This is a genomic window from Ruminococcus sp. RTP21204st1_B2_RTP21204_210225 (assembly GCF_040914135.1).
In the GTDB taxonomy this organism is placed as follows: Bacteria; Bacillota; Clostridia; order Oscillospirales; family Ruminococcaceae; genus Hominimerdicola; species Hominimerdicola aceti.
On the sequence record NZ_JBCPGA010000003.1, the window covers coordinates 125,749 to 139,165 of the forward strand.

A 13,417-nucleotide genomic window follows, 5' to 3' on the forward strand; every position below is an offset into this window, starting at 1 on the left:
CAGCTCTGTAAATGTAGGGGCGAACAGCGTTCGCCCGTTGGCTTGATCATTTTGTGACGGCTATACACTTCACAATGGTTATAATTAAGAAATTAATTAACAATAGATAAATTACGAAAGGTGGAAATTATTGATGAAATTTGGTCATTTTGATGACGTGAAAAAGGAATATGTCATCAGCAATCCAAGAACGCCATATCCATGGATAAACTATCTTGGCACACAGGAGTTCTTCTCACTTATCTCCAACACAGCAGGAGGCTATTCCTTCTATAAGGATGCAAGACTGAGAAGAATAACTCGTTACCGTTACAACAACGTGCCTATCGACATGGGCGGAAGATATTTCTATATCAAAGACGGCGAAACTATCTGGAATCCGGGCTGGTCACCGGTAAAGACAGAGCTTGATTTTTATGAGTGCCGTCACGGTATGGGCTATACTATCATCACAGGTAAGAAGAACGGACTTAAGGCTGAGGCTACATTCTTTGTTCCTCAGAACTATAACGGCGAAGTTCAGCAGGTAGTTCTCACAAACGAGAGCAATGAAGAAAAAACATTCTCATTCTTCTCATTTGCAGAGTGGTGCCTTTGGGACGCTCAGGACGACTGCACAAACTTCCAGAGAAACTTCAGCACAGGCCGTGTTGAGGTAGTAGGTTCAACTATCTATCACAAAACAGAATACAGAGACAGAAGAGATCACTTTGCATTCTATACAGTAAATGACGAGATAGACGGCTATGATACAGACAGAGATTCATTTATCGGTCTTTATAACGGCTTCCATAACCCACAGGCTGTTGAAGCAGGCAAGGCTAACAACTCATTTGCAGACGGCTGGTCACCTATCGCTTCACACTACAAGAAGATAACACTTGCTCCGGGCGAGTCAAAGACTCTTGTATTTATCCTCGGCTATGTTGAAATGCCTGTTGATAAGAAGTTCGAGGCTGACGGCGTTACTATCAATAAGGAAAAGGCTCTCGCAATGATCGAGCAGTATAACACTCCTGAAAAGGTAGCCGCAGGTCTTGAAGAACTCAAGGCAACTTGGGACAGACTTCTCAGCGTTATCAATGTTGACACACCTGATGACAAGGTAAACAGAATGGTAAATATCTGGAACCAGTATCAGTGCATGGTAACATTTAACCTTTCACGTTCCGCTTCATATTTCGAGAGCGGTATCGGCAGAGGAATGGGCTTCAGAGATTCAAACCAGGATATCCTCGGCTTCGTTCATCAGATACCGGACCGCGCAAGACAGCGTATCATCGACATCGCTTCTACACAGCTTCCTGACGGCGGCTGCTATCATCAGTATCAGCCTCTTACAAAGAAGGGCAACTCCGATATCGGCGGCGACTTCTCAGACGATCCACTGTGGATGATCCTTTCAGTTTCCGCATACATCAAGGAAACAGGCGACTGGTCTATCCTTGACGAAATGGTTCCTTATGATAATGACGAGTCAAAGGCTAAGCCAATGCTCGACCACCTTAAGGTATCATTCTATCACATTGTAAATAACCTCGGTCCTCACGGTCTGCCACTTGCAATGAGAGCTGACTGGAACGATTGTATCAACCTTTCATGCTACTCTGACACTCCGGGCGAGAGCTTCCAGACTTATACTAACCCTAAGTTTGCGGCTGAGGGCGGCTACTCAAAGGTAGCTGAGTCTGTAATGGTGGCAACACTCTTTACATACACAGGCCCTAACTATGTGTCTATCCTCAAGCACCTTGGCAAGGACGATGAAGCTGCCGCAGCACAGGCTGAGATAGACAAGATGAAGAAGAACGTTATGGAATCTGCATTTGACGGCGATTGGTTCCTGAGAGCTTACGATTCCACAGGCGCAAAAATGGGCTCAAAGGAGTGCGAAGAGGGCAAGATATTCATCGAGCCACAGGGCTTCGCAGTTATGTCTGAAATAGGCAAGGACGAGGGCGCTGACATCAAGACACTTGATTCTATCGACAAGTACCTCAATACAAAGTATGGTCTTGTTCTTAACAACCCTGCATACTCAAAGTATTATATCCAGTATGGTGAGATCTCCACATATCCGGGCGGATATAAGGAGAACGCCGGTATCTTCACACACAACAATGCTTGGATAATCTGCGCAGAAGCATATGCAGGCAGAGGCGACAAGGCATTTGAGTATTACAGCAAGATAGCTCCTGCATTCAACGAGGAGATTTCTGATCTTCATAAGACAGAGCCTTATGTATACGGTCAGATGATAGCTGGTAAGGACGCAAGCAGATTTGGCGAGGGCAAGAACAGCTGGCTCACAGGTACAGCCGCATGGAACATGGTAGCTATCTCACAGTACATTCTCGGAGTACAGGCTGACTTTGACGGCTTGAAGATAGATCCATCTATCCCTCACGAGTGGGACGGCATGACAGCAACACGTCAGTACAGAGGTGCAACATACAACATCACTGTTAAGAACCCTGACCACGTTTGCAAGGGCATAAAGAGCGTAACTGTTGACGGCAAGGCAGTAGAGGGCAATGTTCTCCCTGTAGCTGAAAATGGTGCAACAGTAAATGTTGAGGTAGTAATGGGCTAAGCCATACAAATTTTAAAGGCGAGATTATGTTTTTTGGAAAGACAAAGAAAAAAAATAAACCAACTACAATTGAGCATCCTGTATTAGGAACTTTGATTAAAAAAACAGATTGGTACACAAAGAAGAGCTTTATCATTACATTATGGGATAAAACTTTTGACCTGTATCTATGTATATACTCAAATCAAAAAGATGCTGTAATTTCATTTGAACAAGAAGAAGCAATCAGATATTATCTTGATAATCAGATTCAAATCGAACGAGATATTCAAAAAATGTTGTTGAATTTTTTTCACACTTCAGATTGTTCTTTGATTGAAAAGAGTATACAAATTGAAGGATTGAATTTTACAAGGAATGGAGCTATCAGCATTGGTTTAATATCTGATTTTTCTGATGAGTTTCTTGAAAAACATATTGGAGAAGATGTTATTTTTACAGATTCTTTTGGGATGTCAGTTTATCCGATTAAGGCAGTGCTTCCAAATGAGAAAGTATATTACAACTTCAATAATAAATACGAAGGAGACCAGCTTTAATATGAATGTGTTTGACAGCATAATTACTGGACTTAACGAGGCAGTTGACTACGAAAAAGGTAAAATTTCTGCTAAAAAACAACTCTTAGAATAGAGCCTTTGCCTGATATATCTGCTGAAGATATAAAAGCGATCCGAAAAAAGCTGGGATTTACGCAGGCGGTATTTGCCGCAGTGATCGGAGTTTCGACAAAAACTGTTGAGGCGTGGGAAACAGGTACGAACCAGCCTATCGGTCCTGCACGCAGAATGATCTCACTCATTCAGTTTGACCCAGAAATTCTGCAAAGCTACCATATCGTAAATGAAAATGTTATTTAACTATGACCGCAGTTCTTTGAGGACTGCGGATCTTTTTATCCCGTCACATCAAAGACCTTTTTGATGTGTTCAACACAAAAAAGCCGCCCACCAGCGTGGACGGCTTTTGTCATATGCGAATTATTCCTGCGGACCCATTACCTTGACCATAACGGCTTTCTGTGCATGAAGTCTGTTTTCAGCTTCCTCGAATATCTCATTTGCGTGAGCCTCGAATACCTTTTCGGTTATCTCCTCCTCACGGTGAGCAGGCAGACAGTGCTGTACCATTGCGTCAGCCTTTGCAACAGCCATGATATCGTCATTTATCTGATAGCCCTTGAATGCGATCTTTCTCTTCTCTGTCTCAGCTTCCTCGCCCATTGAAGTCCAAACGTCTGTGAAAAGTACATCAGCGTCCTTTGCAGCCTCAAGAGGAACGTCTGTCATTGAGAACTTGTCGCCGTAGCCCTTGGCAAATTCAAGAACCTCAGCAGCAGGCTGATAATCCTTAGGGCAAGCGATAGAAACTTCCATGCCTACCTTAAGTCCACCAACGATAAGCGAGTTTGCCATGTTGTTGCCGTCGCCTATGTAGCACATTTTCAGACCCTCGAAGCGTCCCTTGAACTCTCTGATGGTCATAAGGTCAGCAAGCACCTGACAAGGGTGGCAGAAGTCTGTCAGACCGTTTATTACAGGGATAGAGCCATATTTAGCAAGATCCTCAACCTCTTTCTGCTCAAAAGTACGGATCATGATGCCGTCAAGGTAACGTGAAAGAACACGGGCTGTGTCCTGAACAGGCTCGCCTCTGCCTATCTGGAGATCACGGTTTGAAAGGAAAAGTGCCTGACCGCCAAGCTGGTACATACCTGTTTCAAAAGAAACTCTTGTACGGGTAGAGGACTTCTGGAATATCATTCCGAGAGTTTTGCCTTTAAGAATGTGATGCTCGATACCGTTTTTGTTTTCGTATTTGAGCTGGTCTGCAAGATTGAGAATGTCGAGAATTTCCTCCTTGGAAAGGTCGAGCATTTTAAGTAAATGTTTCATAATATTTCCTCCGTATTTTGATTTTTATTTGATATTGCGTATCAAACGGTCGAACACTGTTCGCACCTACACACTTTGTTATTTCTCGTCAAGAACTTTTTTCAGAATAGCAAGTCCCTTGTCTATCTGCTCATATGAGATATTCAGCGGTGGCAAAAATCTCAGCTTGTCCTTTGCTGTGAGAATAAGAAGTCCGTTTTCAAAGCACTTGTTAAGCACATCAGCGGCTTTCTTGGTTTTGAGCCTTACGCCTATCATAAGACCAAGTCCGTCAACGCCCTCAACTTCGTCTATTTCTGCAAGCTTTTCTCTGAAATATTCGCCCTTTTTGCGAACTTCCTCAAGAAACTCAGGCTTTGTCACCTTGTCAAGAACTGCGTTTCCGCCTGCACAGGAAATAGGGTTTCCACCGAATGTCGAGCCGTGTGTACCCTTGCCAAGTACCTCACTGCACTTTTTGTTCGCAAGGCACACGCCTATTGGAACACCGCCTGCAAGACCCTTTGCAAGTGTGGTTATGTCAGGCTTTACGTTGTAAAGCTCAGATGTGAGGAGCTTGCCTGTTCTGCCAACGCCTGTCTGTACCTCGTCGGCAATGGTGAGAATATCCCTCTTTGCACATTCAAGCATGATAGTGTTCACAAAGCTCTGCTGAAGAGGTATAACTCCGCCCTCGCCCTGAACGAACTCGAACATTACAGCGCAAACCTTGTTGTCAAGCTTGTTGAGCTTGTCCATAAGATCGTCAATATCATTAGCGATAACATTTTCAAATCCACCAACGAACGGGAAGAAGTAGTTGTGGAAAACCTCCTGACCTGTTGCAGAAAGAGTGCAAAGCGTTCTGCCGTGGAAGCTGTTTACAAGGGTGATGATGATATTTCTCTCAGCGTCCTTGCCGTATTTGTCAAAGCTGTATTTTCTTGCAAGCTTGATAGCGCACTCGTTAGCCTCTGCGCCCGAGTTGCCGAAGAACATTTTCTCATAGCCTGTTGCCTCGCAAAGTCTTTTTGCAAAGTCAGCCTGTACCTTTGTGTAATAGTAGTTTGAGGTGTGCTGTATCTTGTGTGCCTGATCGCAGATAGCGTTCACCCAATCCTCGTCGCAGTAGCCAAGGCTGTTTGTGCCGATACCGGAGCCGAAGTCGATATACTCTTTTCCGTCCTCGCCAACAGCCGTCTGACCATGACCGCTTTCCATAACAAGACCTATTCTGCCATAGGTCTGCATAACGTGTTCGTTGAACTGTTCTATGGTGTTCATTTTTATCACTCTTTTCAATATGTATTGATATTTTATATAAACTGTGTACCGATACCCTCGTTAGAGAGCAGCTCGATAAGTATCGAGTGCGGTACTCTGCCGTCAATGATAGTGGTCTTTTTAACGCCACGTCTTACGGCTTCAACACAGCAGTCTATCTTTGGTATCATTCCGCCGCTTATGATGCCTTTCTTTTTGAGATAAGGCACATCGCTGACGTTTACCTGTGGGATAAGTGTGGAATCATCGTCCTTGTCCTCCAGCAGACCAACTATATCCGTCATAAGAATAAGTTTTTCCGCTCTCAAGCAAGAGGCTATCCTAGCCGCCGCAGTGTCAGCATTGATATTGTAAGACTGTCCGTCCTCGCCAACGCCAACTGTGGAGATTATAGGAACATAACCGTTGTTAAGTGCGTCAACTATAGGCTTTGTCGTCACCTTTTTGATGTCGCCCACAAAACCAAGGTCAACTTCGCTGTCAAGCTTCTGCGCAAGTATCATCTGCCCGTCACAGCCGCAAAGACCGAGAGCCTTTCCGCCATGGAGCTGCAAAGCGCAAACAAGCTCCTTGTTTACCTTTCCGCACAGCACCATTTTAACGATATCTATAGTTTCAGCGTCAGTGTATCTCAGACCGTTTATGAACTTGCTTTCAATGCCGACTCTTTTGAGCATTGCATTTATCTCAGGGCCACCGCCATGAACAAGAACTACCTTTATGCCTACCTCGCTTAGAAGCACGATATCGCTCATAACAGCTTCTTTAAGCTCAGCGTTTGTCATAGCGTTGCCACCGTATTTTACAACGACTATCTTGTCGTGGTATTTCTGAATGTGTGGCAGAGCGTCAATAAGTATCTGACTTCTGATTTTATTGCTTATGTCCATTTCTCATTCTTCTTTCCTATACTGATTTTATGTCTTAGCTTCTGTAATCGCCGTTTATCTTAACATAATCATATGTAAGGTCACAGCCCCATGCAGTGGCAGTGCCGTTGCCGTCGCCGATAGAAACGCTTATTGTGATCTCGTCCTCAAGAAGAACGGTCTTAGCCACTTCCTCAGAGAACTCTATGCCTGCGCCGTTGTGGCAAACGTGTATCTCTCCTGCCTTTGATGACAGTGAAACGTCCACCTTGTTTATGTCAAAATCAGCTTCAGCGTATCCAACAGCGCAGAGTATCCTGCCCCAGTTAGCGTCAGCACCGAACATTGCACACTTGAAAAGCGGCGAGCATATAACGCTCTTTGCAACGATTATAGCGGTGTCAAGGTCTTTTGCACCGGTAACAGTACATTCAAGAAGCTTAGTTGCACCCTCGCCGTCCTTTGCGAGCATTTTTGTAATGTTCATCATAACGATATAAAGAGCCTTTTTGAACACCTCGTAGCTCTCACCCTCGGCTGTTATCTCGGCATTTCCTGCAAGTCCGTTAGCCATAACAGCACAGGTATCGTTCGTTGACTGGTCACCGTCAACAGACAGGCAGTTATATGTTATCTTGACGATATCAGTAAGAGCCTTTTTGAGCATTTCGGAGGATACAGCGCAGTCTGTAGTGATAACATTTAGCGTAGTCGCCATGTTAGGGTGTATCATACCGCTGCCCTTGCCCATGCCGCCAACGTGGCAGATCTTGCCGTCAAGCTCAAACTCAACAGCCACTTCCTTTTTCACTGTATCAGTAGTCATGATAGCAATAGCGGCTTTTTCGTTGCCCTCATAGGAAAGCCCCTCATAAAGCTCGTCTATCTTAGCTTCGATAGGTTCAAGAGGAAGTATCTGACCTATGACGCCTGTCTGAGCGATAAGAATTTCCTCAGGCTTAACGCCCATTTTCTCGGCAGTCATCTCGCATATTTTGTAAGCCTTTTCCTCACCGTCAGCGTTGCAGGTGTTAGCGTTTTTGGAGTTGAGGATAAAGCCCTTAGCCTTGCCGCCTGTTTTAGCAAGATTTTTCTGAGAAATAGTAACAGGAGCACCCTTGACCTTATTCTGAGTAAAAACGCCGGCGGCTGAACACATAACGTCAGACTCCACAAGGCAGAGGTCAGGCTTTTTTGTAGGGTTTTCCTTTATGCCGCAATAAAGACCGTTAGCCTTAAAGCCCTTTGCAGCACACACGCCGCCGTCTACATACTTATAGCCGTCGAAATTTTTCTTTGATATCTCTTTCATATTCAAAACTCCTTACAAAATTTTCACACTAATTAGATCAGGACAGATTTTTTCTATTAATTATTTCTGTAGGGGCGAACAGCTTTCGCCCGCTTATTTTTTCCGCACTTTTATATTCGCACTCATTGGTCGGGGATTGCTCTCCTTTGTGGGGGAGCTTATTGTCGCCGTTGGCGAGTCATTTGAAGACGCTTCGCTGTTCAAATGACAAAAGCGGCGGAGTTTTGTTGGTTTTTAGGCTTGGTTGAGAAATTTTACTTCGGTTTGTTTTATTTTTTTGTCCGCCGCTTTTTTTAGACCGTACTTTTGTGGAGGGGGCTCTGCCCCCTGTTGGGTTTGATTTTGCTTTTGGCTTTATTTTGCCCCCGCTGGGGCTGCTCGCCCCCGTCCCTCGGCAGGGCTAACGCCGCCCTGCACCGGCGATTTTTTTGTGCGGTGCTTTTGGTTTGTTTTTTGCTTTTTTGTTATTCCAACCCCGTTGCTTCGTTTATCCCCAACATTATATTCATATTCTGTATTGCTGCGCCGCTTGCACCTTTTCCAAGGTTATCAAATCTCGACATAAGCAATATCTGATCCTCATTTCCGCACACGAATATCTGCATATTATTTGTTCCGGCCAATGTATTTGCTGCGATAAATCCGTCAGGAAGAGTTTCCGTTCCACCGAGCTCCATTACCTTAACGAAATGCTGACCAAGATAATGCTCCGCCATTATTTCATGGATATTCTCAGGTGTATACTTCTTTGTCAAACATCTTGTCACCAGCGGCACAGAAACAACCATACCATTATAATAGTCGTCCACTATCGGATTGAACATAGGCTTATATTTAAGTCCGCACACCGCCTGCATTTCAGGGATATGCTTGTGTTTCTGTGTGAGTGCATACTGACGTGGAGAATACATTTCCTTTGTTTTATTTTCGCTCTCCATAGCGGTTATCATTTTCTTTCCGCCGCCGCTGTAGCCTGAAACTGCATGGCAGGTAACAGGATAATCCTCAGGAAGCACTCCTGCCTTTACGAGAGGATAAACAAGGCTTATAAAGCCGCTTGCATAACAGCCTGGGTTTGCAACTCTTTTTGAATTGCGGATATTCTCTCTATGCTTTTCAGAAAGCTCAGGGAAGCCGTAATCCCAAGCAGGGTTTGTTCTGTGAGCGGTAGAAGCGTCGATTATCCTAACATCAGGGTTTGTGCAAAGTGAAGCCGCCTCTATTGCCGCTGCGTCAGGCAGGCAGAGAAAAGTGATATCCGATGAGTTTATCATCTTTGCTCTCTCGTTCACGTCCTTGCGCTTTTCCTCGTCAATGAGCAGTATCTCAACGTCATTTCTGTTCTGAAAACGCTCATATATCTGAAGTCCCGTTGTTCCTTCTTTTCCGTCAATAAAAACTCTTGTTTTCATTTTCTTCATATCCTTTTATAAAACTTTATGATTTTGTCTGTCAATAATCTGTATGCTCATGCAAATGCAAACTTTTGTAGGGGCGAACAGTGTTCGCCCGTTTGGCTGACAGCTCTTTAGCCGTCTGCATACTTTTAATTATCGTCCAAAATGTTCTTGTATTCAGGTTCTTTTTTCAGCTTTTTACGCTTTTTATCTTCCTTTGCGGCGTTTATTGCGTCCTTATCCGCAAAACAGTTTCCAAGACCTGCGGCAAAGCCTGCGGTCAACACAGTGAGTACGATAAAGTTCGGCACTACCGACCTTGCTTCCTCCACAAAGATATATTCTATCACCGAAACCGCTATCATCACAGGCGCAACATACCATTTCAAGCCGTAGTTCTTAGCGTGTCGGTAGCAAGCCCACCATGTACACACAGGGTACGCCACCGTAAATCCCACCGCAAACAGCGGATATATCACAAAAAGCTTAGCCGTAAAAAGCCACATTATAACTGTCGCAAGCTCCCACAGCACAAGATATAGCAGTGCCGCCTTAACAGGGGAGCAGTGTTTATCAAAGCTTATTTCTGACATATTCTATCTGAGCTTTTACAGACTCAGGCGCAGGACCGCCTGCCGCTTTTCTCTGCATTACGCAGGTTTCAAGGCTGATAGCGTCATAAACGTCCTCGTCAAAGTTGTCAGTGAGCTTCTTGTACTCCTCCAATGGGAGAGTTTCAAGGGTGCAGCCCTTTTCAATGCAGGTGTGAACGAGAGTACCCGTTATCTTGTAAGCGTCCCTGAAAGGCATACCCTTCTTAACAAGATAGTCAGCACAGTCTGTAGCGTTTATAAAGCCCTTGGCTGCGGCGTTTCTCATGTTCTCAGGGATAACTCTCATTGTAGCAAGCATCGGGTCAAACGTTTTAAGGCAAAGCTTAACAGTGTCGATTGCGTCAAAGATAGCTTCCTTGTCCTCCTGCATATCCTTGTTGTATGCAAGTGGCAGACCCTTCATCATAACGAGCAGTGTGTTAAGGTCGCCGTAAACTCTGCCTGTCTTGCCTCTGATAAGCTCAGTAACATCAGGGTTTTTCTTTTGTGGCATGATAGACGAGCCTGTTGCATAAGCGTCGTCAAGCTCGATAAATTTGAACTCCCATGAGCACCAAAGGATTATCTCCTCAGAAAATCTTGAAAGGTGCATCATAAGCAGTGAGATAGCTGAGCAAAGCTCAATGCAGAAATCTCTGTCCGAAACGCCGTCAAGTGAGTTCTGTGTTATCTCGTCAAAGCCAAGCAGGTCGCAAACTCTCTGTCTGTTTATAGGGTAAGTTGTAGATGCAAGAGCACCGCTTCCCAAAGGCATGATGTTCGTTCTCTTGTAGCTGTCCTCAAGTCTTGAAATATCTCTCAGGAGCATATTTGCATATGCCATAAGGTGATGAGCAAATGTGATAGGCTGTGCCCTTTGAAGATGAGTATATCCCGGCATAACAGTTGTGAGATTTTTCTCTGCAATGTCAAGGATAGTGTGTTCAAGCTTTTTCACAAGCTCGATTATCTCTTTTGTTTCGGCTCTGAGTATCATTCTCACGTCAAGTGCCACCTGATCGTTTCTTGATCTTGCCGTGTGAAGTCTTTTGCCTGTGTCCCCAAGCCTTTTGGTAAGCTCAGCCTCAACAAACATATGAACGTCCTCTGCAGTAGGGTCGAACTGTAATTTTCCCTCGTCGATATCCGCAAGAATACCCTTAAGTCCCTGGACTATTTTTTCGCTTTCGTGCTTTTCGATTATACCGCACTCGCCAAGCATAGTGGCGTGCGCCATAGAACCCTCTATATCATAGCGGTACATTCTTGCGTCAAAGGAAATAGATGAATTGAAATCATTGACTCTTTCGTCAACTTCCTTTGTAAATCTTCCTGCCCACATTTTTCCTGCCATTTTAAAACCGTCCTTTATGTTTATTTCAAGTTATCAAATATAAAAAATGTATGGGCAAAATGACCCCAAAGGATCATCCTGCCCCGATACATTTCAATAAGTGCGGATCAAATTTCCTTTTCGTGCTGTTCAAGCAGCTTCTGGATATCCACGCCGTTGATCTTCAGACCGTCTATCTTGCAATCGTTTATCTCAACGTTTGTAAGGTCACAGTGAATGAACTGTGAGTTCTTAAGATCAGGATTTTTAAACTCAACATTGTTCATGATAGAGCAGCCAAATCTCGAGTTGCTGAGATTTACGCCCAAGAACTTTGTGTTTACCATATACATATCTGCAAAGTCGCTTTCTTTCATGCTGACGTTGTTGAAATGTGTCTCGTCCATATTAACGTCATCGAAAACGGCTTCCTTAAGATTTACGTTCGAGAACTTTGCTCCGCCGAGGTTTACGTCCTCAAAAGAGGAGTTCGGCAGGCTGTCATAAGAGATCTCGACCTTCTTGTCTATTGCAGGCTCAAAAATGCTGTTATTATCTGACATATCAAAACCTCCGTGAAAAATATTATACAAACTTTTTAAGGTTATACACCTTTATGCCCTGTTGACCAGAGCGCCGCTATTAGTCTTTCTTAGCGTTTCTCTTCTGCTCGAGCTTAGCTCTTACCTTGATAGGCAGGCCGAAGAGGTTGATGAATCCTGTTGCATCAGCCTGATTGTAAACATTGTCCTCATCAAATGTAGCAACTTCTTCATCATAAAGTGTGTATGGAGATGTTACACCTGCGTTTATCATGTTGCCCTTGTAAAGCTTGAGCTTAACATCGCCTGTAACAGTCTTCTGTGTTTCTGTAACAAATGCGCTCATAGCCTCACGGAGAGGAGTGAACCACTGACCATTGTAAACAATGTCAGCAAACTTGATTGAAAGATACTGCTTAACTCTTGCAGTTTCCTTGTCAAGTGTGATAGTTTCAAGAACTTCATGAGCCTTGTAAAGGATAGCTCCGCCCGGAGTTTCATAAACACCTCTTGACTTCATACCAACAAGTCTGTTCTCAACAAGGTCAGCAAGACCGATACCATTTGCACCGCCAAGCTCGTTAAGCTTTGTAACAAGCTCCTTGCCGTTCATCTCAACGCCGTCAACTGCTGTTGGGATACCCTTTTCGAAGTGGATAGTTACATAAGTTGGCTTGTCAGGAGCCATGATAGGTGAAACGCCCATTTCAAGGAAGCCCGGCTTCTCATACTGTGGCTCGTTTGCAGGATCTTCAAGATCCAGACCTTCATGTGAAAGGTGCCAAAGGTTCTTGTCCTTTGAGTAGTTTGTTTCTCTGTTTATCTTCAGAGGAATGTTGTGTGCCTCAGCATACTCGATCTCCTGCTCTCTTGACTTAAGATCCCAGATTCTCCAAGGAGCGATTATCTCCATATCAGGAGCAAAAGCCTTGATAGCAAGCTCAAATCTAACCTGGTCGTTGCCCTTACCTGTGCAGCCGTGGCAAATAGCGTCAGCACCCTCTTTGATAGCGATCTCAGCTATTCTCTTTGCAATGATCGGACGAGCAAATGAAGTGCCGAGGAGGTACTGGTTCTCATAAACAGCGCCAGCCTGTACTGTTGGATATACATAATCCTCGATGAACTCTTCTGTAAGGTCCTCGATATAGAGCTTAGAAGCGCCTGTCTTGATAGCCTTTTCCTCAAGACCGTCAAGCTCTGTGCCCTGACCAACGTTTCCTGAAACAGCGATTACTTCGCAGTTGTTGTAGTTTTCCTTGAGCCACGGAATGATGATAGATGTATCAAGTCCGCCGGAATAAGCAAGGACAACTTTTTTGATCTCTTTTGCCATAACAAAATTCCTCCATTGTTTGTAGTAAGTATGTTTGTATAATATTTTCACGGCTTTCATGCCGATAAAATTATTATACACCTTTATACAGCATTGTCAAGTGCTTTTGCATAAAAATTTTATATTTATACACATTTTAAGGCTTTTTAATGTATATTTTTAGATAATATACAATTTATTCTGTATAAACTTCAAAAGATATACATATCAAGTATTGTAACGGCATAAAATAAAACAGCTAAACCAAAAACACAAAAACAGCTTTACAAATACTTAATTCAATT

The 13,417-nt window shown here is 43.9% G+C and carries 12 protein-coding genes; 3 read left to right on the forward strand and 9 right to left on the reverse strand.

Translation table 11 applies throughout. The annotated features are described in order from the left end of the window. The first annotated feature begins 133 nt into the window (after window positions 1–133). The 3 genes from AB5123_RS02245 to AB5123_RS02255 all read left to right on the forward strand — a co-directional run bounded on the left by AB5123_RS02245 (window position 134) and on the right by AB5123_RS02255 (window position 3,453). Window positions 134–2,593 (forward strand): glycosyl transferase, encoded by a 2,460-nt coding sequence (locus tag AB5123_RS02245; RefSeq protein WP_038672461.1) that lies wholly within the window; start codon window positions 134–136, stop codon window positions 2,591–2,593. Between the two features lie 26 nt (window positions 2,594–2,619). Beyond that, the gene (locus tag AB5123_RS02250) at window positions 2,620–3,132 is read left to right on the forward strand and encodes a hypothetical protein (RefSeq protein ID WP_022288158.1); all 513 of its coding nucleotides are present in this window, start codon (window positions 2,620–2,622) and stop codon (window positions 3,130–3,132) included. A gap of 99 nt (window positions 3,133–3,231) precedes the next feature. Beyond that, window positions 3,232–3,453 carry a DNA-binding transcriptional regulator gene (locus AB5123_RS02255; protein WP_242843639.1) on the forward strand — a complete coding sequence of 74 codons (222 nt, stop codon included), beginning with the start codon at window positions 3,232–3,234 and terminating at the stop codon, window positions 3,451–3,453. A gap of 120 nt (window positions 3,454–3,573) precedes the next feature. Here the strand turns inward: AB5123_RS02255 and argF are convergent, their stop codons facing one another. The 9 genes from argF to AB5123_RS02300 form a co-directional block, all read right to left on the reverse strand. Further along, window positions 3,574–4,488, reverse strand: coding sequence for an ornithine carbamoyltransferase (gene argF / locus AB5123_RS02260; protein ID WP_046439882.1), 915 nt, complete (start codon window positions 4,486–4,488; stop codon window positions 3,574–3,576). 78 nt (window positions 4,489–4,566) lie between these two features. Next, window positions 4,567–5,751 (reverse strand): aspartate aminotransferase family protein, encoded by a 1,185-nt coding sequence (locus AB5123_RS02265; RefSeq protein ID WP_117876979.1) that lies wholly within the window; start codon window positions 5,749–5,751, stop codon window positions 4,567–4,569. A gap of 32 nt (window positions 5,752–5,783) precedes the next feature. Then, window positions 5,784–6,641 carry an acetylglutamate kinase gene (gene argB, locus AB5123_RS02270; RefSeq protein ID WP_022288154.1) on the reverse strand — a complete coding sequence of 286 codons (858 nt, stop codon included), beginning with the start codon at window positions 6,639–6,641 and terminating at the stop codon, window positions 5,784–5,786. A 34-nt stretch (window positions 6,642–6,675) separates the two neighbouring features. Next, entirely contained in the window at window positions 6,676–7,932 is a 1,257-nt protein-coding gene (argJ, locus tag AB5123_RS02275; RefSeq protein ID WP_337812244.1) for a bifunctional glutamate N-acetyltransferase/amino-acid acetyltransferase ArgJ, read from the reverse strand. Window positions 7,933–8,396: 464 nt separating this feature from the next. Further along, entirely contained in the window at window positions 8,397–9,344 is a 948-nt protein-coding gene (gene argC / locus AB5123_RS02280) for an N-acetyl-gamma-glutamyl-phosphate reductase (protein ID WP_195550883.1), read from the reverse strand. A gap of 134 nt (window positions 9,345–9,478) precedes the next feature. Continuing rightward, window positions 9,479–9,922, reverse strand: coding sequence for a hypothetical protein (locus AB5123_RS02285; protein ID WP_117891410.1), 444 nt, complete (start codon window positions 9,920–9,922; stop codon window positions 9,479–9,481). Then, window positions 9,903–11,276 (reverse strand): argininosuccinate lyase, encoded by a 1,374-nt coding sequence (gene argH, locus AB5123_RS02290; RefSeq protein ID WP_038672451.1) that lies wholly within the window; start codon window positions 11,274–11,276, stop codon window positions 9,903–9,905. Before argH ends, AB5123_RS02285 begins: the two co-directional genes overlap by 20 nt. A gap of 107 nt (window positions 11,277–11,383) precedes the next feature. After that, window positions 11,384–11,818 (reverse strand): pentapeptide repeat-containing protein, encoded by a 435-nt coding sequence (locus AB5123_RS02295; protein WP_022288149.1) that lies wholly within the window; start codon window positions 11,816–11,818, stop codon window positions 11,384–11,386. A 79-nt stretch (window positions 11,819–11,897) separates the two neighbouring features. Next, on the reverse strand, window positions 11,898–13,133 hold the full coding sequence (locus tag AB5123_RS02300; protein ID WP_256321613.1) for an argininosuccinate synthase: 1,236 nt from the start codon (window positions 13,131–13,133) through the stop codon (window positions 11,898–11,900). Window positions 13,134–13,417: the final 284 nt, after the last annotated feature.